Raw genomic sequence first — 21,262 nt, forward strand, 5'->3', positions numbered from 1 at the left:
GTACGAACTTGAATAAGGAGGCAACAAAATGCCAACTCGCTTAAAAGAAGATATTGCAACAATTATAAAGAATGACCCTGCGACGAAGAGCTTTTTTGATGCTTTTTTAACAAATCCAGGATTGCATGCGCTTTGGTGGCATCGTATGGCGAACTTTTTTTATCGTCATAAAATGGTTTTGTTTGGAAAAGTATTATCGCAGACCGCTCGTTTCTGGACTAATATAGAGATTCATCCAGGCGCTACTATTGGTAGAAGGCTTTTTATTGATCATGGTGCAGGAATTGTTATTGGTGAAACAGCAGAAATTGGGGATGATGTAACGATATTCCACGGTGTTACACTCGGTGGAACTGGGAAAGACTGCGGGAAACGCCATCCAACTGTTGGTGACGGGGCACTTGTCTCAGCGGGAGCGAAAGTACTTGGACCGGTGGAGATTGGAGCAGGAGCGCGTATTGGAGCAGGAGCTGTCGTTTTAAAAGATGTGCCTCCTGGAGCGACGGTTGTCGGAATTCCAGCCAAAGTTGTTCGCTTGAATGGTCGTACAGTCGGGCACGCGGTTCCTAAAATGGATGAACTGACGTTACGAATTGCGGAATTAGAAAATATAGTAGAAAAACTTTTAAAGGAAAAGGAGTAGATCTGATTGTCGATACAAATTTTTAATACGTTAAAACGAGAGAAACAGCCTTTTAAACCACTCAAAGATGGTGAAGTGAAAATGTACGTTTGCGGACCTACTGTGTATAACTACATTCATATCGGAAATGCGCGACCAATTATTGTTTTTGATACGGTTCGACGTTATTTTACGTATCGTGGTTATGATGTGAAATTCGTGTCTAATTTTACGGATGTGGATGATAAATTGATTCGTGCGGCTAATGAACTTAAATTGACGGTTCCGGAAGTGGCAGATCGCTTTATTGGTGCTTATTTTGATGATGTCGATCAGCTGAATGTGGCGAAAGCTAGCGTGAATCCGCGTGTAACGGAAAATATGGATGAAATTATCCAAATGATTAGTACGCTAATCGAAAAAGGCTATGCGTATGAGTCGGCTGGTGATGTGTATTTCCGGACGAAAAAATTCAAAGATTACGGGAAACTCTCTGGCCAAGAATTATCGGAATTGCAGCACGGGGCTCGGGTTGAATATAATGAGCGTAAGCAAGATGAGCTTGATTTCACGCTTTGGAAAGCGGCTAAACCAGGTGAAATTTTCTGGGAAAGTCCGTTTGGTAATGGGCGCCCGGGTTGGCATATTGAATGCTCGGCGCTTGCGAAAAAATATCTGGGTGACACGATTGATATTCATGCGGGTGGGCAAGATTTAGTATTTCCTCACCATGAGGATGAGATTGCTCAATCTGAAGCGGCAACTGGGAAAACGTTCGCGAACTACTGGATGCATAATGCCTTTTTAAATATTGATGGGGAAAAAATGTCCAAATCACTTGGGAATTTTATTACGCTTCATGATGTGCTGAAAGATAATGACCCAAATGTGATTCGTTTCTTCATGTTATCTGTACATTACCGGAAGCCAATTACGCTGAATGATGCGATTTTAGAAGATGCGAAAAATGGTTTGGAACGATTAATGATTGCATACCAAAATATTGATCATCGTATTCAAACAGATGACGGTGAATATGTGGAAGAAGCGCATGAGGACGAGTGGCTAGAACAACTAACGGAATTAAAACAAGCTTTTGAAGATGATATGGATGATGATTTCAATACAGCAAATGCAATTACTACTTTCCACGAACTTGCAAAGCGTGCCAATATTTACTTGGCGAAAGAAACTGTTTCTATCAACGTTCTGCGCGAATTCTTAAGCATGATGCGTTTGTTTGCGGAAGTGCTAGGTTTTAAATTAGAGAATACGCAATCAGATTCGCTGGACGATAGCGAGGTAGAAGCGTTAATCGAAGAACGTCTGCAAGCGCGAAATGAACGCAATTTTGCACGTGCTGATGAAATTCGAGACATTTTAAAAGAAAAAAATATTATCTTGGAAGACACTGCGCAAGGCACGCGGTTTAGACGGGGGTAAATCATGGCAGAAGTGAAAGAATATAAACAACTGAATGGTCTCGCACTTGCTTACATGGGTGACGCGGTGTATGAAAAATTTATCCGTGAATATTTACTTGCTGCTGGAAAGACAAAACCGAATCAATTGCACAAAACGGCGACAAAATTTGTTTCTGCAAAAGGGCAAGCTGTGGCGCTGAAAGCTATGATTGCGGAAGGCTTTTTGACGGAAGAAGAAGATAGAATTGCCAAGCGTGGGCGTAATGCCAAGTCGTATACAGTGCCCAAAAATACTGACCCTGGAACTTATAGTATGTCCACTTCTTTTGAAGCAGTTTTAGGTTATCTTTACTTAGCTGGTGATGTGGATCGTTTACAAGAATGGATGGAAAAGGCGCTTGAAATTGTAGAAAAAGGAGTGGAAACCAACTAATGGAACAAGAAAATGAGCAAGAGTGGATTGGCGGGAGAAATCCTGTTCTTGAAGTATTACGTTCTGATAGAGATATCCATAAAATATACGTGCAAGAAGGTTCGCAAAAAGGTGTTTTAAAACAAGTGTTAACATTAGCGAAAGAACGGAAAATTCAGGTTCAATTTGTACCTAAACAAAAGATTGAAAAAGTAGTAAGCGGTGCTCATCAAGGTGTTGCAGCTCAAGTGGCGGCTTATCAATATGCGGAGTTAGACGATTTATTCGCTGCTGCTGAAGCGAAAGATGAAATGCCATTTTTCATTATTTTGGATGAATTAGAAGATCCACACAACTTAGGATCAATTATGCGTACAGCGGATTCTGTTGGAGCACATGGGATTATTATTCCGAAACGTCGCTCTGTAGGTTTGACGCAAACTGTAGCCAAAGCAAGTACTGGGGCGATGGAGTATGTTCCGGTGGTTCGCGTAACGAATATGGTGCGGACAATGGAAGAACTACAAAAACGCGGGCTTTGGATTTTTGGGACAGATGCGAAAGGTAGTAGCGATTACCGGACGATGGATGTGGATATGCCGCTTGCTATTGTTATTGGTAGCGAAGGATTTGGCATGAGCCGCTTAGTACGTGAAAAATGTGATTTCCTCGTTCATTTACCAATGCGTGGGAAAGTTACTTCCCTTAATGCGTCAGTTGCAGCTAGTTTGTTACTTTATGAAGTTTATCGGAAACGTTTCCCTCTGGAGAAATAAAGATGGAACAAATTCTGCTTGTTGACGGGTATAATGTGATTGGGGCTTGGCCAGAACTTAGTTTCTTGAAAGATCGTGATTTGGAAGCGGCAAGAGATAAACTTGTAGAGTGGATGGCGGAATATCAAAGTTATACAGGATATCGGGTGGTGGTCGTTTTTGATGCACAGTTTGTCCGGGGCGTGAAGCGTAAAAGTAAGAAGTATCAGGTAGAAGTAGTTTTTACGCATGAGGATGAAACGGCAGATGAGTACATCGAACAAAAAGCGATTGAATGGAAAAACGTGCGGACGCAAATTATGGTAGCGACATCTGACTATACAGAACAGTGGGCTATTTTTGGACAAGGTGCACTACGAATTTCATCCCGAGAACTACTTTTTGAAATTCAAGAAATGAGCAAACAAATCGGTAAGAAAATCAAGCGAATTCAGGAAGAAATGCCAAAATCCAACCTTAATCTAGATTCTGATGTTATTTCGCAGCTTGAAAAGTGGAGAAGAGGCGAGGAGTAAGGGATTGACGGTATGTTTATGACTATGTATAATGGAGCAACCATAGAAGAAATCCTGTCGTAAAGGAGCCGATTAGCCTAGTGGATAATTCAGTGAATCAAGAAGAACTTGCGATGCTCGAACTAGCGAGAAGTGGTGATACAGAAGCGTTAGAATATTTTTTCAGTAAGTATCAGTCTGTTATTTACTGGAAATCAACCCAATATTTTCTGCAAGGTGCGGAGCGGGACGATTTAATCCAAGAAGCGATGATTGGTCTTTTCAAAGCGATTCGTGATTATGACAAAACCAAAGAAGCTTCTTTTCGATCTTTTGCAGAAATGTGTATTAACAGGCAGCTACTTTCGGCGGTGAAGCGGGCGTCTAGACAGAAGAATATTCCGCTTAATAATTCTGTTTCACTCGATACACCAATGGCTGAGGATGATGTGGACTGGACTTTATTAGATGTGATTTCCGAAAAAGCAGCCGAAACTCCAGAAGACTTTTTAATCAAAAACGAAGATTTAACGCATGTAGCACGTCAACTAGAACAAGTCACAAGCGAATTTGAAAAAGAAGTATTAAAACAGTATTTAGAAGGTAAGAGCTATCAAGAAATGGCACTTTTCTTCAACAAAAAAGAGAAAGCAATCGATAATGCCCTACAACGCGTCAAAAAGAAAATGATGAAACAGCTAGAATGAAAAAACAATTGACTAGCTAAGAGCCAAATGTTATATTTATATGGATGAAATGTGCCTATTTTTTGGCATGGCATATTTAATGATTGCGGAGTTGAGATAATTTATGAAGAAGAAAACATCCCTCGCTTGTTCTGAGTGTGGTTCAAGAAACTATACAGTCAATGTTAGCGGGACGCAGAAAGAAACTCGCTTAGAAGTGAAGAAATTCTGCCGACACTGCAATAAACATACATTACATCGAGAAACAAAATAGACGATATGGAGGTTTTGGTATGTCTGCAATAGCAAAATTCTTTCGGAATGTTTCATCCGAAATGCACAAAGTTACGTGGCCAACTAGAAAAGAACTTTTAACCTACACAGTAACAGTAGTTATTACAGTAGTTTTATTTGCTTTATTCTTTATGTTAATTGATTTCGGTATCGAACAAATTATTAAACTTATCGTGTAGTGCTAGGAATTTTACAAAGATAATGATATACTATTACTTGAGACAAAACCCGTACAACTTTCGGGTTTTTTATTTTGGATTATACTAAAAGGAGGATGGCGGCAAAATAGGATTGCTGCCAACTAAACAATGGAAAAAAATTGGTATGTAGTTCATACTTACTCCGGTTATGAAAATAAAGTCAAAGCAAACTTAGAAAAACGTGTAGAATCAATGGGCATGTCAGATAAAATCTTTCGCGTGATCGTACCGGAAGAAGAAGAAACAGAAGTGAAAAATGGTAAAACAAAAACAATTAAACGTAAAGTTTTCCCTGGTTATGTACTAGTAGAAATCGTTATGACAGATGACTCTTGGTATGTAGTTCGTAATACTCCAGGTGTTACAGGCTTCGTTGGTTCAGCAGGTTCTGGATCAAAGCCAACACCATTACTTCCAGAAGAAGCAGATCGTATTCTTAAAAGCATGGGCATGGTTGAAAAACGTGCAGAAGCTGACTTTGAAATTGGTGAAACAGTTATGGTCAAAGAAGGACCATTCGCTGACTTCTCCGGTAAAGTGGACGAAATGGACAACGACAAAGGTAAAGCAAAAGTCATGGTTAACATGTTTGGACGTGAAACGCCAGTCGAAGTGGATTTCAACCAAATCGAAAAACTTTAAAATGTGCAACCTCTACATTATTTGTGGAGGTTGTTTTGTTAGGGAGGCGACAAAATGGACAAAGCAAAGCAGATTTATCTGGAATTTAAACGAGAAGCCGATTTTTTTGAACTCGATTTCCCATTGTTCTTAGGTGATGGTCCAGGTTTCGGCGAGCTTTGTATGGATTATAGTGAACAAGATGGTTACATGCTATATGGTTATGAACGCGGGAAACGTAACAGTGAATTTAAAACAACAGACTTTGACGAATTTAAATATGAGGTTTTCTTGCATATTTGTTGGTATATGGGAATGGAGTTTGAACTGCGTCACCGCAAAGAAGATATCGAACGCGATGATAATATCCTAGAAACAGATACCAGAAAAATTGCTTTTGAAAAAACATTGCAACTACTAAAAATGGTGAATCCGGCGTGGATAGATAAGGCAGCAATTGGCTACTCGAACTATTTGAACTTATGGCGAAAAAATAAAAATGTATATTTCGATAAAGAAGCTATGCAGTTCAAAGTAAATTTATAAAAAAATCTTGCAACTATACATTTAAAATGGTATCATATATAAGTACGTTTTTGACGTATGTTTTAACGTGGGAGGGGAAATATCAGCCCCAGTCAACCACATCACGGACTTAAGGAGGTATGTCTCGTGGCAAAAAAAGTGATTAAAGAAGTTAAACTTCAAATTCCAGCAGGTAAAGCAAATCCTGCACCTCCAGTTGGACCTGCATTAGGTCAAGCTGGCGTAAACATCATGGGATTCTGTAAAGAGTTTAATGCTCGCACAGCCGATCAAGCTGGTCTTATTATTCCTGTTGTGATCACTGTATTTGAAGACCGTTCGTTTACGTTCATCACTAAAACTCCACCAGCAGCTGTATTACTTAAAAAAGCAGCTAAAGTGGAAAAAGGATCCGGTGAACCAAACAAAACAAAAGTTGCATCTGTAACTCGCGCTCAAGTACAGGAAATTGCTGAAACAAAAATGCCAGACCTTAACGCTGCAAATGTTGAATCTGCAATGCTAATGGTTGAAGGTACTGCACGTTCTATGGGTATCACTATCCAAGACTAATCGTGTGTTTCACAATTTGACAATTAAGGAGGAAAAGAAATGGCTAAGAAAGGCAAAAAGTATCAAGATGCTTTAAAACAAATTGATGCAAACAAAGTTTACACTGCAGAAGAAGCAGTTGAACTTGCTAAAAAAATTGACTTCGCTAAATTCGATGCAACTGTTGAAGTAGCATTCCGTCTTGGCGTTGACCCTAAAAAAGCGGACCAACAAATCCGCGGTGCTGTTGTATTACCAAACGGTACTGGTAAAACTCAACGCGTATTAGTATTCGCAAAAGGTGAAAAAGCTAAAGAAGCTGAGGCTGCTGGAGCTGATTACGTTGGTGAATCTGAATTCGTTGAAAAAATCAACCAAGGTTGGTTTGAATTTGACGTTATCGTTGCTACACCTGACATGATGGGTGAAGTTGGTAAATTAGGCCGTGTCCTTGGACCAAAAGGTTTAATGCCAAACCCTAAAACTGGTACAGTAACTATGGACGTAACTAAAGCAGTTAACGAAATTAAAGCTGGTAAAGTAGAATACCGTGTTGATAAAGCTGGTAACGTCCACGCTGCAATCGGTAAAGTATCTTTTGATGCTGCTAAACTAGTAGAAAACTTCCGTACTGTGAATGACGTTCTACAAAAAGCAAAACCTGCTGCTGCGAAAGGTACTTACGTGAAAAATCTTTCCGTAACAACTACTTTCGGACCTGGAATCAAAGTCGACCCAGCAAGCTTATAAAATTTAACTTGACCAGCCCCTTGTCTTTTGATAAGATAGGCTAGTTGAAACAATCAAATATCCTTACCGTAGACAGTTGGTGCGTTTATCGCTTAAATTTGCCACCCGAGGGATTTCTTTTGAAGTGTGCGTCCGCGTGCATTTTACAAAAACCTCTGACGTCTACGGTGTCAGAGGTTTTTTGTTGCTGATCAAACGGAACTTGTGTCTGTTTAATTAGATTTAATTGTTGGACGGAGGTGGAAAAATGAGTAAAGTTCTTGAAGCTAAACAAAGTGCAGTAGAAGAAATTAAAACAAAATTATCAGCTAGTGCGTCTACAGTAATTGTTGATTACCGCGGCTTAAACGTTGGCGAAATCACTGACTTACGTAAACAATTGCGTGATGCTGGTATTGAGTTTAAAGTTTACAAAAACTCACTAACTCGCCGTGCTGTTGAAGCTAACGGTTACGAAGGTTTAGAAGGAGCTCTAACTGGTCCTAACGCAATCGCATTCAGTAATGAAGACGTAGTTGCGCCTGCGAAAATTCTTAACGATTTCGCTAAAGATCACGAAGCACTAGAAATCAAAGCCGGTGTTATTGAAGGTAAAGTTGCTTCTCTTGAAGAAATTAAAGCACTTGCAACACTTCCATCACGCGAAGGATTGCTATCTATGCTTTGCAACGTACTTCAAGCTCCAGTTCGCGGTCTTGCTATCGCTACTAAAGCTGTTGCTGACCAAAAAGAAGGACAAGAAGCATAATCTGTTCTACCCAGGGGAAACCCTACAAACAAATCTCGGTTAAATCCGAAAAAATTATATTATTGGAGGAATTTCAAAATGGCTTTAAACATTGAAGAAATCATTGCTTCCGTAAAAGAAGCATCTGTATTAGAACTTAACGATTTAGTAAAAGCAATCGAAGAAGAATTTGGCGTAACTGCTGCTGCTCCTGTAGCTGTAGCTGCTGCTGGTGGCGCTGCTGCTGAGCAAACTGAATTCACTGTAGAACTAGCTTCTGCTGGAGATTCTAAAATCAAAGTAATTAAAGTGGTTCGTGAAATCACTGGTCTTGGCTTAAAAGAAGCTAAAGAATTAGTTGACAACGCTCCTAAAGCTCTTAAAGAAGGCATTGCTAAAGACGAAGCTGAAGAAATCAAAGCTAAACTTGAAGAAGTTGGCGCTAACGTAGAAGTTAAATAATTTATTTTAAAGCCCTTAGATACTTGTTATCTAAGGGCTTTATTTATTTTTAGTAATTGAGTGCTTTCGAATGAGGAATCAATCCTTTAGAAGGCTTTTTTTTATTGGTATTACATGCTAGTATAAAGAGATGGATTAGTTTTCTGGGGGTTTATATATGGCAATTAAATCTATATCAAAATCTGAATTAGAAGTAATGTCTGTTGATTTATATAAAGCAGATAAGGATTCAGTTGCTTCCTTACTTGGTGGAACTACAGATCCTAAAAATGTTAGTCTAAAAGAAACTGTAAAACAATTCGAAGCTCAAGGGTTCAAGAAGAAAGAATCTTAATAACATAGAAACGGGCGCTTAATAATCAAAGCGCCTGTTTTTCTTTCGTTAGCGCTACTTTAGAAGGGGATTTTATGCTAAAATAGCTAGAGATACGAAAGGAAGGTGCGGTTCTTGACTAACAATCATTACTACACAAACGACGAAACAATTAAACACAACCGAAAAACATGGCAAGTGATGTTAAAAGGTTTTAATATGAGTTTTACAAGTGACAATGGCGTGTTTTCCAAAAACACAGTCGATTTTGGCTCAAAATTATTGATTGAGTCTTTTGAATTAGAAACGAAAACAGGGAAAATTTTGGATGTTGGTTGTGGCTATGGTCCGATGGGGTTAACGGTAGCGAAAGCGTTCCCTGATAGCCAAATTGAAATGGTGGATGTTAATTTGCGTGCGCTAGAACTCGCGAAAGAAAATGCGGAAATCAATAAAATTACGAATACGCATATCTATGAAAGTTCGGTTTATGATAACGTAACTGCGAACGACTACCAAGCGATTATTAGTAATCCGCCAATTCGTGCAGGGAAAAGAATTGTTCATGCGATTTTAGAAGGTGCTTACAATCACTTGCAAGAAACCGGAGAACTTTGGATTGTTATTCAAAAGAAACAAGGCGGTCCATCTGCTGAAAAGAAAATGGAAGAAGTTTTCGGCAACGTTGAAACAGTCGCAAAAGATAAGGGCTATTTTATTTTCAAAAGTGTTAAAAATTAAGTTGTATCAAGTGTGGAAACATGCTAATATAGAAATACATTTTACTAAGAAAGGACTGAGGGATATGCTTAGAATGAAAGATATGCTAGAAAAAAACAACCAATCAAGACAGAAGATAATAGGTATTTCTTTAACGTTCCTGCATAGACAACCGGTGTCTTTTCAAGGTAGCGTCCGTTAAAAGTTAGGTCCTTCAATCTTTCTTGATTGAGGGACTTTTTTAATACTTAAAAATAAACTTGAAAGAAGTGAGTCGAATGACAATAGGGGAACTGGAGAATTTTAACAGCTAGGAAGAGAAGTGGAGACTTTCATTTCTCTATTAAACAGAAAATGAGGAATAGAAATGCTAACATTAAAAGGAAAATATAACGAAGCGAAAGTTTTTACAGATAATGTGGACGACAATACCATCGGGGAAATTATTACGTTGTGTAATCAACCGTTTGCGAAGGATAGTAAAATTCGCATCATGCCCGACACGCACGGTGGTAAAGGCTGTGTGATTGGAACGACAATGACAATTCAAGATAAAATTGTACCAAATTTGGTTGGAGTGGACATCGGTTGCGGACTGTATGTAGTGAAACTAAAACCTGGCAAGTTAAAAATGGATTTTGATAAGCTAGATAAAGTTATTCGCGAACGAGTGCCATCCGGAAGCAAAACACACGATAAGCCTGTAGATGAATTTGATTTGGAAGGTGTAGTTGCGCCAATTCATCGCGGCTGGGTAGCTAGAAGTATAGGGACGCTTGGTGGCGGGAACCATTTTATTGAGGTGAATCAAGGCTCTGACGGTATTTACCTTGTAATCCATAGTGGAAGTCGGGTGCTTGGTAAAGAAATCGCGGAATATCACCAAGAGGTAGCTTATAAAAGATTAGACATATTGCGTAAAGAATTAAAATTAGATGCAACTGCTGCGAAAAAACGTGGCAATTTAGAAATGGCTAATAACTTGAACGGTGAGCGAGAGCAAGTGAAATTGGATTATGACTTATCCTATGTGACGGGCTCTGATTTAAACCATTATTTAAATGACATGGAAATTGCACAAAAATTTGCAGCGCGTAATCGTTACATCATGGCAGAAACTATTTTAAAAGCGATGAAGTGGAATAAGGCAGTTGTTTCGGCGTTTGATTGTGTGCATAATTATATTGATATCGACAACCGCATGCTTAGAAAAGGTGCGACATCTGCTCAGCTTGGGGAGCAAATTATCGTTCCGCTTAATATGCGTGATGGCAGCATTCTTGCAACGGGTAAAGGAAATGCAGATTGGAATTACTCGGCGCCACACGGGGCGGGAAGGATGCTAAGTCGCTCTAAAGCAAAAGCGCAAATCAGTTTAGAGAGCTATCAGGCAGCGATGAAAGACGTTTGGACTACTTCTGTTTCTAAAAAAACAATTGATGAAGCTCCAAAAGCCTATAAATCAGCTAAACAATTACTTGTTGATGTAGAAGATACGATGGATATTCAAGAAATAATTAAACCGTTATACAATTTCAAAGCATGAGCAAAAAGAAGCGGCAAATATTATAACATGCTTCTTCTTCTTTTTCTAGAAAAATATTTGACATAGGTCGAGAGATGTTGTATTATAGTATAATGCCAAAAGAATCTATACCGTTTTTTGCGTTGCATTTTATTTCAAAATATGAAGAAAAATGAAGCGTTTGCGCGGTTTTTGGTGCTATAAATAAACATGGACGTGGTTTTCAGAAATATATGATGAAATCCGCTTTCTTTTTGTCTAAAGCAGCAAATTTTTCTTTTTGAAGTTCCACTTGATTTCCAACTAGGTTTTATCTGATTGCGACTATGCGAATCAGATGTACACGAGGTAGCAGGAAACTTTTGATGAACGATGTTTAAGGCTGATGAAGGAGTATGGAAGTACTTGCTTTTGAACGATTTAACTTAAACATCGGGTGCGGGGGGTTCCACTGTTTTTGTGCCTAAAAGTGAAGTCGGTGTGCTTATAAATTTTTTAATTAATTTGAGGGGTGAATAGTTTGTCAGGACATTCAGGACATGATGTAAAATATGGACGGCATCGTACGCGTAGAAGTTTTGCGCGAATCAGTGAAGTACTTGAATTACCAAACTTAATTGAGATTCAAACAGCTTCTTACCAATGGTTCTTAGATGAAGGGCTACGTGAGATGTTCCGCGATATTTCGCCAATTGAGGATTTTGCGGGTAATTTATCTTTAGAATTCATTGATTACGATCTTGGAGAGCCGAAATATTCGGTAGAAGAATCTAAGAACCGTGATGCAAACTATGCGGCTCCACTGCGCGTGAAGTTGCGCCTAATCAACAAAGAAACCGGCGAAGTAAAAGACCAAGAAGTATTTATGGGTGATTTCCCACTAATGACTGAAATGGGTACGTTCATTATTAATGGGGCAGAACGTGTTATCGTTTCCCAGTTAGTTCGTTCTCCAGGTGTTTACTTCAATGGAAAACTAGACAAAAATGGTAAAAAAGGCTTTGGTTCTACTGTCATCCCTAACCGTGGGGCTTGGCTTGAGTATGAAACAGATGCTAAAGACGTTGTACACGTTCGTATTGACCGTACACGTAAATTACCAGTAACTGTTTTACTTCGTGCACTAGGCTTTGGTTCCGATCAAGAAATTATTGATTTAATCGGGGACAATGACTACTTGCGCAACACGCTTGAAAAAGACAACACTGACAATGCTGAAAAAGCACTTCTAGAAATTTACGAAAGATTACGTCCGGGTGAACCCCCAACAGTTGATAACGCTAGAAGCTTACTAGTTTCTCGTTTCTTTGATCCAAAACGCTACGATCTTGCAAGCGTTGGACGTTATAAAATCAACAAAAAATTACATCTAAAAAACCGTCTATTCAACCAAACATTAGCAGAAACTTTAGTGGATCCAGAAACTGGTGAAATTATCGCTTCTAAAGGTGACATATTGGATCGTCGTAATTTAGATCAAATTATTCCTAATTTAGAAAACGGTGTAGGTTTCCGCACACTTCGTCCAACTGATGGAGTGATGGAAGATAGCGTACTCGTTCAATCTATTAAAATTTACGCACCAAATGATGAAGAAAAAGAAATCAACATCATCGGTAACGCGTATATCGAAGAAAACGTAAAACACATCACGCCTTCTGATATTATTTCATCCATTAGCTACTTCTTTAACTTGCTACATGGTGTTGGCGATACAGATGACATCGATCACCTAGGTAATCGTCGTCTTCGTTCTGTTGGTGAACTTTTACAAAACCAATTCCGTATCGGTTTATCTCGTATGGAACGTGTGGTTCGTGAACGTATGTCTATTCAAGATATGACTACAATTACACCACAACAATTGATTAATATTCGTCCAGTAGTTGCATCTATCAAAGAATTCTTTGGTAGCTCGCAGTTATCTCAGTTCATGGATCAAACAAATCCACTTGGCGAACTTACGCATAAACGTCGTCTTTCAGCGCTTGGACCTGGTGGTTTGACGCGTGAACGTGCTGGTTATGAAGTACGTGACGTGCATTACTCTCACTATGGCCGTATGTGTCCGATTGAAACGCCAGAGGGACCAAACATTGGTTTGATTAACTCCCTTTCTTCTTTCGCAAAAGTAAATAAATTCGGCTTTATCGAAACACCTTACCGCCGCGTAGATCCTGAAACAAACCGTGTTACAGATAAAATTGATTATCTAACTGCGGATGAAGAGGATAATTACGTAGTAGCGCAAGCGAACTCGAAATTAGACGAACAAGGTACTTTCACAGAAGAAGAAGTTATGGCTCGTTTCCGTTCAGAAAACTTAGCGGTAGAAAAAGAACGTATTGACTACATGGATGTATCTCCTAAACAGGTTGTATCTGTTGCGACAGCATGTATTCCGTTCCTTGAAAACGATGATAGTAACCGTGCGCTAATGGGAGCGAACATGCAACGTCAAGCAGTTCCTCTTATGCACCCTGAAGCTCCATTTGTTGGAACAGGTATGGAACACGTATCTGCAAAAGACTCTGGTGCTGCTGTAACTGCCAAACATGACGGTATTGTAGAACACGTTGAAGCTCGCGAAATCTGGGTTCGTCGTGTATCTCTAGTGGATGGCAAAGAAGTAACTGGCGGAATCGATAAATATACTTTACGTAAATTTGTTCGTTCTAACCAAGGTACTTGTTATAACCAACGTCCAAACGTTGCAGAAGGTGACCGCGTTGTTAAAGGAGAAATCCTTGGTAACGGTCCATCAATGGATTCCGGTGAACTTGCACTTGGTCGTAACGTACTAGTTGCGTTCATGACTTGGGATGGTTATAACTACGAGGATGCGATCATCATGAGTGAACGTCTTGTAAAAGATGACGTTTATACTTCGATTCATATTGAAGAATTTGAATCAGAAGCTCGTGATACAAAACTCGGACCTGAAGAAATGACTCGTGATATTCCAAATGTTGGGGAAGACGCTTTACGTGATCTTGACGAACGTGGAATTATCCGTGTTGGTGCTGAAGTAAAAGACAACGACCTTCTAGTTGGTAAAGTAACACCAAAAGGAGTTACTGAATTAACTGCAGAAGAACGTTTATTACACGCTATCTTTGGTGAAAAAGCACGTGAAGTTCGTGATACTTCATTACGTGTACCTCACGGCGGCGGCGGAATCGTGCTTGACGTGAAGATCTTTACACGTGAAGCAGGCGACGAACTACCACCTGGAGTAAACCAATTAGTACGTGTTTATATTGTACAAAAACGTAAAATCCATGAAGGCGATAAAATGGCCGGACGTCACGGTAACAAAGGGGTTATCTCCCGTATTTTACCTGAAGAAGATATGCCATTTATGCCAGACGGAACACCTGTTGATATCATGCTTAACCCACTAGGGGTACCATCTCGTATGAATATCGGACAAGTACTTGAGCTACACTTAGGTATGGCTGCTCGTGCTTTAGGAATTCACGTTGCAACACCAGTATTTGATGGTGCGAATGAAGAAGATGTTTGGAGCACAGTGGAAGAAGCCGGAATGGCCCGCGATGCGAAAACAATTCTTTATGACGGACGTTCTGGTGAAGCATTCGATAACCGTATCTCTGTTGGTGTAATGTACATGATCAAACTTGCCCACATGGTTGATGATAAACTTCATGCACGTTCAACTGGACCTTACTCTCTAGTAACGCAACAACCTCTTGGTGGTAAAGCACAATTTGGTGGACAACGTTTTGGGGAAATGGAAGTATGGGCACTTGAAGCATATGGTGCCGCTTATACTCTTCAAGAAATCCTAACGATTAAATCCGATGACGTGGTTGGTCGTGTGAAAACTTACGAAGCGATTGTTAAAGGCGAAAGCGTTCCAGAACCTGGTGTGCCAGAATCCTTCAAAGTACTCATCAAAGAGCTTCAAAGTCTTGGAATGGACGTTAAAATGCTTTCCGCAGACGAAGAAGAAATCGAGATGCGTGACATGGATGATGACGACTTTACTAATCAAAATGATGCCTTCAATATCGTACAACCGGAAAATGCAGCCGCTGAAAAGACTGAGTAATTCGGTTCGATAATTGAGACTCCAAAACAATAAGAAACAATGATTTGTTTTTTGCAAAATATAAAATTAAGCGATCGCTAAGACTTTACCTGAAAGTCGAGGGAGTGTGCGGGAAATCCTAAGCACTTCCTAAAAGCGAATGCTCCAAACTAATTTAGGAGGTTGGGCACTTGTTAGATGTTAATAATTTTGAGTATATGAAAATCGGTCTGGCATCTCCAGATAAAATTCGTTCATGGTCTCATGGTGAAGTAAAAAAACCTGAAACCATCAACTACAGAACGCTTAAACCTGAACGTGACGGCTTATTCTGTGAAAGAATTTTTGGACCAATGAAAGACTGGGAATGTTCTTGTGGTAAATACAAACGTGTTCGCTATAAAGGTGTAGTTTGTGACCGTTGTGGAGTAGAAGTAACGAAATCAAAAGTCCGTCGTGAACGTATGGGCCATATTGAACTCGCAGCTCCTGTTTCTCACATCTGGTACTTCAAAGGAATTCCAAGCCGTATGGGTCTTGTTATGGATATGTCCCCACGTGCATTAGAAGAAATTATCTATTTTGCATCTTACGTGGTTACAGAACCAGGCGATACTCCACTTGAAAAGAAACAACTTTTATCTGAACGTGAATACCGCGTTTACCGCGAAAAATATGGTAAAGGTTTCTCAGCTGGTATGGGCGCAGAAGCTATCAAAAAAATCTTAGCCGATATCGACTTAGAAAAAGAAACAAATGATTTAAAAGAAGAACTAAAATCCGCACAAGGTCAACGTCGTACTCGTGCGATTCGTCGTTTGGAAGTTATGGAAGCTTTCCGTAATTCCGGCAACAACCCAAGCTGGATGGTACTTGACGTGCTACCAGTTATCCCACCAGAAATTCGTCCAATGGTACAACTTGAAGGTGGCCGTTTTGCAACAAGTGATTTGAATGACTTATATCGTCGGGTAATCAACCGGAACAACCGTTTGAAACGCCTACTTGATCTAGGTGCACCAAACATTATCGTGCAAAATGAAAAACGGATGCTACAAGAAGCTGTCGATGCTTTAATTGACAACGGTCGTCGTGGTCGTCCAGTAACAGGTCCAGGTAACCGTCCGCTTAAATCCCTTTCTCATATGCTTAAAGGGAAACAAGGTCGTTTCCGTCAAAACTTACTAGGTAAACGTGTCGATTATTCTGGTCGTTCCGTTATCGTAGTTGGACCTAACTTAAAAATGTACCAATGTGGTCTTCCAAAAGAAATGGCGCTTGAATTATTCAAACCATTTGTTATGAAAGAACTAGTTGGACGCGGCTTAGCACACAACATTAAGAGCGCTAAACGTAAAATCGAACGTATGGCTCCAGAAATCTGGGACGTATTAGAAGAAGTTATTCGTGAACATCCGGTATTACTTAACCGGGCGCCTACGCTTCACAGACTTGGTATTCAAGCATTTGAACCAACTCTAGTTGAAGGTCGCGCAATCCGTCTTCACCCTCTTGTATGTACAGCTTACAACGCTGACTTTGATGGTGACCAAATGGCGGTTCACGTTCCTTTATCCGCAGAAGCACAAGCAGAAGCACGTATTTTAATGCTTGCAGCTCAAAACATTTTGAACCCTAAAGATGGTAAACCAGTTGTAACACCTTCCCAAGATATGGTGCTAGGTAACTACTACCTTACTTTAGAACGTGAAAAAGCTGTCGGCGAAGGTACTATCTTCAAAGATATCAATGAAGCACAACTTGCGTATCAAAACGGCTATGTACACTTACACTCTCGTATTGCTGTATTTGCTGGTTCGATTCCAAATGAACGTTTCACTGATGAACAACGCAACCAATTATTAATTACGACTGTTGGTAAACTGATTTTCAACACAATCTTACCAAAATCGTTCCCTTATATTAATGAACCAACGAAATTTAACTTAGAAATCGAAACACCAGCTAAATATTTCGTTGATACAACAACTGATGTTCGTGCTCATATTGCTGCACAAGAACTAATTGATCCATTCAAGAAGAAAATCCTCGGTAACATTATCGCGGAAGTCTTCAAGAAATTCCATATTACCGAAACTTCAAAAATGCTTGACCGTATGAAAGATCTTGGTTTCAAAATCTCGACTAAGGCCGGCATGACAGTAGGTATTGCGGATATCTTAACACTTGAAGAAAAACATGAAATTCTTGAAAAAGCACATGATACAGTTGAAAAAATCACTAAATCATTCCGTCGTGGTCTGATTACAGATGATGAAAGATACGAACGCGTTATCGCTGTATGGAATGCTGCCAAAGATGAAATCCAAGGAAAACTGATCTTGAGTTTGGATCGCTTAAACCCAATCTTCATGATGCAAGATTCCGGAGCTCGTGGTAACATTTCCAACTTTACACAGCTTGCTGGTATGCGTGGACTGATGGCTGACCCATCCGGACGTATCGTAGAATTGCCGATTACATCTAACTTCCGTGAAGGTTTAACGGTCTTAGAGTACTTCATTTCTACCCATGGTGCGCGTAAAGGTCTTACCGATACAGCCCTTAAAACAGCCGATTCCGGTTACCTTACTCGTCGTCTTGTTGACGTGGCTCAAGATGTTATCATTCGTGAAGACGATTGTGGCACAGACCGCGGTCTTACAATTAAGGCTATTCGTGAAGGTACTGAAATCATCGAACCACTTGAAGAACGTCTGGAAGGTCGTTATTCTCGTAAAACAATTCGTCACCCAGAAACAAAAGAAGTTATTGCACGTGAAAATGACTTAATTACAGAAGCAATTGCCACTCAAATCGTTGACGCAGGCATTGAAGAAGTAACTATCCGTTCTGCATTCACATGTAATACAAAACACGGCGTATGTAAAAAATGTTATGGTAAAAACTTGGCAACTGGTACAGAAGTCGAAGTTGGAGAAGCAGTTGGTATCATCGCTGCCCAATCTATCGGGGAACCAGGAACTCAGCTTACTATGCGTACTTTCCATACAGGTGGGGTTGCCGGAGACGATATCACGCAAGGTCTTCCACGTATTCAAGAAATCTTTGAAGCGCGTAATCCGAAAGGGCAAGCTATCATCACTGAAGTTGGCGGTGAAGTTGTTTCTATCGAAGAAGGTCGTGATCGTCAACAAGAAATCACTATCCAAGGTACAGATGACCGCCGTTCTTACAACATTCCTTACACTGCTCGCCTGCGTGTAGAAGAAGGAACTATCGTAGAACGTGGGGAAGCTCTAACTGAAGGTTCTGTGGATCCTAAAGCCTTGATTCGTGTTCGTGACGTATTATCCGTTCAAGAATATCTACTTGCAGAAGTACAAAAAGTTTACCGTATGCAAGGGGTAGAAATTGGCGATAAACACGTTGAAGTAATGGTTCGTCAAATGTTACGTAAAATCCGCGTAATGGATACTGGTGATACAAACATCTTACCAGGTACATTAATGGATATTCATACGTTTACAGAAGCCAACCGCGATGCTATCTTAAGTGGTAGCCAACCCGCAACAGGTCGTCCAGTTCTTCTAGGGATTACAAAAGCTTCCCTTGAAACTGATTCCTTCTTGTCTGCCGCATCATTCCAAGAAACAACTCGTGTCTTGACAGATGCTGCAATCAAAGGAAAACGTGACGAACTTCTAGGACTTAAAGAAAATGTTATCCTAGGTAAACTTGTTCCAGCTGGTACAGGTATTGGTCGTTACCGCAAACTGAAATCCGAAGTTATCAAGGAAACAGCTGAAGTAACTGACGAAATCACAAATATTTAATTTTACAAAGCCAAGTGTGCCGTTCGCGTACACTTGGCTTTTTTTGTTATACTCAATAAAAAGGAGTGAAGTGATTTGATTACACATGTTATTTGGGATATGGGCGAAACATTAAACACCGTACCAAACACAAGATACGACCATTACCCTCTCGATACTTACCCGGAAGTAGTGCTGCGCAAAGACGCCAAAGAAACGCTTGAAAAAGTAAAACAACTCGGATTCAAACAAGCCATTCTAAGCAACACCGCAACTAGCGATACCGAAGTAATAAAACGCGTTCTAACTAATTTCGGCATCATCGATTATTTTGACTTCATTTACGCCTCCAATTCCGAGTTACAACCAGGGAAAATGGAAAAGCCAGACAAAACTATTTTTGATTTCACACTAAATGCTCTTCAAATTGATAAAACGGAAGCAGTCATGGTCGGGAATACATTCGAAAGTGATATTATTGGCGCAAATCGTGCGGGAATCCACGCGATATGGCTCCAAAATCCAGAAGTTTGTTTGCAAGATGAGCGCCTCCCTCTTGTCGCACCGCCATTTGTTATACCAGTTTGGGACCTAGCCGATGTTCCTGAAGCCCTTTTATTATTAAATAAAGTTTTTACTTGACCTGTAATGCATTACACAAAGTAAACTAAAAAAGTAGAAGAAATTAGCCGGAAGGGGCGAACGAAATGACTGAAGTGAAAAAACAATTTCCAAAAGGATTTTTATGGGGTGGAGCAACTGCTGCGAACCAAGTTGAAGGCGCTTACGATGTAGATGGTAAAGGCCTTTCCACAGCAGATATGGTCAAATTCATTCCGAAAGAAGAACGCACGAGAGACCTTGAACTAGATGTATCTAAAGCAGAAATCGAAGCAATTATCGCAGGGAAAGTAGAAGGAAGATTCCCTAAACGTGATGGCGTTGATTTTTATCACCACTATAAAGAAGACATCGCATTATTTGCCGAAATGGGCTTTAAAACGTTCCGCCTATCACTAAACTGGGCACGTATTTTCCCGAACGGTGATGACAAAGAGCCGAATGAAAAAGGCCTTGAATTTTATGACAAAGTGTTTGATGAATTATTAAAATATGACATTGAGCCACTTGTGACACTTTCTCACTATGAAACGCCACTAAATCTTACTTTAAAATATAACGGTTGGGCTGATCGTCGCGTTATCGGATTTTTCACGAACTACGCGGAAACAGTTTTCAAACGTTATAAAAACAAAGTAAAATATTGGTTAACTTTTAACGAAATCAATGTTATTTCACTTAGCGCATACACTGGTGGGGGCGTGCTTTTAGAAGACGCGAAGAATCCACTTGAACTTTCTTATCAAGCAGGACATCACCAATTCGTAGCCAGTGCTCTTGCAACAAAATTGGCGCATGAAATTATTCCTGGATCACAAGTTGGTTGTATGTTAGCGCGTATGGCGACTTATCCAGCGACTAACAATCCAGATGATATCCTAAAAGCACAATACGAAAATCAACAAAATCTATTTTTCACAGACGTTCATGCTCGCGGTGAATATCCAAGCTTCATGAATCGTTTCTTCCAAGAGAACGACATTCACATCGTAAAAGAAGTTGGCGACGACGAAATCTTGAAAGCACATACAGTTGATTTCATTTCATTCAGCTATTACATGTCCCTGTCCGCAACAGCTAGCCCAGAAGGCGACCGCTCTGCCGGGAACTTAATGGGTGGCGTGAAAAATGAATACTTGGAGTCGTCCGATTGGGGTTGGCAAATTGACCCTAAAGGCTTACGCTGGACACTAAATGATCTTTATAGCCGCTACGAATTACCACTTTTCATCGTGGAAAATGGCTTAGGTGCTTATGATACAGTAGAAGAAGATGGCAAAATCCATGACGATTACCGCATTGACTACCTGCGCAAACATATCGAACAAATGAAAGAAGCAATTGCTGACGGCGTAGATTTAATGGGTTACACAAGCTGGGGTCCAATCGACCTAGTAAGTGCCTCCACAAGCGAAATGTCCAAACGTTACGGCTTCATCTACGTAGACCAAGATGACTGGGGCAAAGGAACATTAGAACGCTCCCGCAAAGATTCATTCTTCTGGTATAAAAAAGTAATTGAAACAAATGGTGAAGATTTAGATTAATAGGTAGAGTACAGCCCCGCTTTGGCGGGGCTGTTTTTTTACGCTACTTCCCACAAGAAACCAATTCTGCAATCGCTGAACGAAAAAGTTCAATTAATTGTCACATCTTTCGTGTAGAAGGGTCTAATGCGAGAAAAAATGGCGGGCATCTTCTGTTATAA

Annotated in this window: 20 protein-coding genes, 1 pseudogene and 1 other annotated feature; all 21 genes and pseudogenes read left to right on the plus strand. The window is 40.0% G+C overall.

What is annotated here, in order from left to right:
- Positions 1-28 precede the first annotated feature (28 nt).
- The 21 genes and pseudogenes from epsC to CKV70_RS01340 all read left to right on the plus strand — a co-directional run bounded on the left by epsC (position 29) and on the right by CKV70_RS01340 (position 21,101).
- A complete protein-coding gene (gene epsC / locus CKV70_RS01240; protein WP_012951129.1) occupies positions 29-643 on the plus strand; it encodes a serine O-acetyltransferase EpsC in 615 nt (204 codons plus the stop codon).
- 6 nt (positions 644-649) lie between these two features.
- Complete coding sequence (gene cysS, locus CKV70_RS01245) at positions 650-2,065, plus strand: cysteine--tRNA ligase (protein WP_014600423.1); 1,416 nt, start codon at positions 650-652, stop codon at positions 2,063-2,065.
- A 3-nt stretch (positions 2,066-2,068) separates the two neighbouring features.
- Entirely contained in the window at positions 2,069-2,479 is a 411-nt protein-coding gene (locus CKV70_RS01250; RefSeq protein ID WP_003732830.1) for a Mini-ribonuclease 3, read from the plus strand.
- Positions 2,479-3,234 (plus strand): 23S rRNA (guanosine(2251)-2'-O)-methyltransferase RlmB, encoded by a 756-nt coding sequence (gene rlmB, locus CKV70_RS01255; RefSeq protein WP_003724085.1) that lies wholly within the window; start codon positions 2,479-2,481, stop codon positions 3,232-3,234. Before CKV70_RS01250 ends, rlmB begins: the two co-directional genes overlap by 1 nt.
- 2 nt (positions 3,235-3,236) lie before the next feature.
- Positions 3,237-3,749 carry an NYN domain-containing protein gene (locus tag CKV70_RS01260; RefSeq protein ID WP_014600424.1) on the plus strand — a complete coding sequence of 171 codons (513 nt, stop codon included), beginning with the start codon at positions 3,237-3,239 and terminating at the stop codon, positions 3,747-3,749.
- Positions 3,750-3,829: 80 nt separating this feature from the next.
- Entirely contained in the window at positions 3,830-4,435 is a 606-nt protein-coding gene (locus tag CKV70_RS01265; protein ID WP_003732831.1) for an RNA polymerase factor sigma-70, read from the plus strand.
- A gap of 103 nt (positions 4,436-4,538) precedes the next feature.
- Positions 4,539-4,688, plus strand: a complete 150-nt coding sequence (gene rpmG / locus CKV70_RS01270) for a 50S ribosomal protein L33 (protein ID WP_003728079.1) — start codon at positions 4,539-4,541, stop codon at positions 4,686-4,688.
- 19 nt (positions 4,689-4,707) lie between these two features.
- Positions 4,708-4,887 (plus strand): preprotein translocase subunit SecE, encoded by a 180-nt coding sequence (gene secE, locus CKV70_RS01275; RefSeq protein WP_003728078.1) that lies wholly within the window; start codon positions 4,708-4,710, stop codon positions 4,885-4,887.
- 129 nt (positions 4,888-5,016) lie between these two features.
- Positions 5,017-5,550, plus strand: a complete 534-nt coding sequence (nusG, locus tag CKV70_RS01280) for a transcription termination/antitermination protein NusG (RefSeq protein ID WP_003726896.1) — start codon at positions 5,017-5,019, stop codon at positions 5,548-5,550.
- Positions 5,551-5,604: 54 nt separating this feature from the next.
- Entirely contained in the window at positions 5,605-6,075 is a 471-nt protein-coding gene (locus CKV70_RS01285) for an immunity 63 family protein (protein ID WP_003732832.1), read from the plus strand.
- Positions 6,076-6,201: 126 nt separating this feature from the next.
- A complete protein-coding gene (rplK, locus tag CKV70_RS01290; protein WP_003718336.1) occupies positions 6,202-6,627 on the plus strand; it encodes a 50S ribosomal protein L11 in 426 nt (141 codons plus the stop codon).
- A 39-nt stretch (positions 6,628-6,666) separates the two neighbouring features.
- Positions 6,667-7,356 (plus strand): 50S ribosomal protein L1, encoded by a 690-nt coding sequence (gene rplA, locus CKV70_RS01295; RefSeq protein WP_003726838.1) that lies wholly within the window; start codon positions 6,667-6,669, stop codon positions 7,354-7,356.
- A 48-nt stretch (positions 7,357-7,404) separates the two neighbouring features.
- Positions 7,405-7,548 (plus strand) — a sequence feature (ribosomal protein L10 leader region).
- A gap of 55 nt (positions 7,549-7,603) precedes the next feature.
- A complete protein-coding gene (gene rplJ, locus CKV70_RS01300; protein WP_003732833.1) occupies positions 7,604-8,104 on the plus strand; it encodes a 50S ribosomal protein L10 in 501 nt (166 codons plus the stop codon).
- Positions 8,105-8,182: 78 nt separating this feature from the next.
- A complete protein-coding gene (gene rplL, locus CKV70_RS01305) occupies positions 8,183-8,545 on the plus strand; it encodes a 50S ribosomal protein L7/L12 (protein ID WP_003723031.1) in 363 nt (120 codons plus the stop codon).
- A 196-nt stretch (positions 8,546-8,741) separates the two neighbouring features.
- A pseudogene (locus CKV70_RS01310) lies at positions 8,742-8,879 on the plus strand (DUF1307 domain-containing protein); the annotation flags it as partial.
- Positions 8,880-8,993: 114 nt separating this feature from the next.
- Positions 8,994-9,599, plus strand: coding sequence for a class I SAM-dependent methyltransferase (locus tag CKV70_RS01315; protein WP_014930810.1), 606 nt, complete (start codon positions 8,994-8,996; stop codon positions 9,597-9,599).
- A gap of 346 nt (positions 9,600-9,945) precedes the next feature.
- Complete coding sequence (locus tag CKV70_RS01320) at positions 9,946-11,124, plus strand: RtcB family protein (protein ID WP_014600427.1); 1,179 nt, start codon at positions 9,946-9,948, stop codon at positions 11,122-11,124.
- Positions 11,125-11,623: 499 nt separating this feature from the next.
- Entirely contained in the window at positions 11,624-15,178 is a 3,555-nt protein-coding gene (rpoB, locus tag CKV70_RS01325; RefSeq protein WP_003723045.1) for a DNA-directed RNA polymerase subunit beta, read from the plus strand.
- Positions 15,179-15,348: 170 nt separating this feature from the next.
- Entirely contained in the window at positions 15,349-18,954 is a 3,606-nt protein-coding gene (rpoC, locus tag CKV70_RS01330) for a DNA-directed RNA polymerase subunit beta' (RefSeq protein ID WP_003723046.1), read from the plus strand.
- A gap of 75 nt (positions 18,955-19,029) precedes the next feature.
- On the plus strand, positions 19,030-19,575 hold the full coding sequence (locus CKV70_RS01335; RefSeq protein WP_014600428.1) for an HAD family hydrolase: 546 nt from the start codon (positions 19,030-19,032) through the stop codon (positions 19,573-19,575).
- 65 nt (positions 19,576-19,640) lie between these two features.
- Positions 19,641-21,101 carry a glycoside hydrolase family 1 protein gene (locus CKV70_RS01340; protein ID WP_014600429.1) on the plus strand — a complete coding sequence of 487 codons (1,461 nt, stop codon included), beginning with the start codon at positions 19,641-19,643 and terminating at the stop codon, positions 21,099-21,101.
- Positions 21,102-21,262: the final 161 nt, after the last annotated feature.

The organism is Listeria monocytogenes (assembly GCF_900187225.1).
Taxonomy (GTDB): domain Bacteria; phylum Bacillota; class Bacilli; order Lactobacillales; family Listeriaceae; genus Listeria; species Listeria monocytogenes.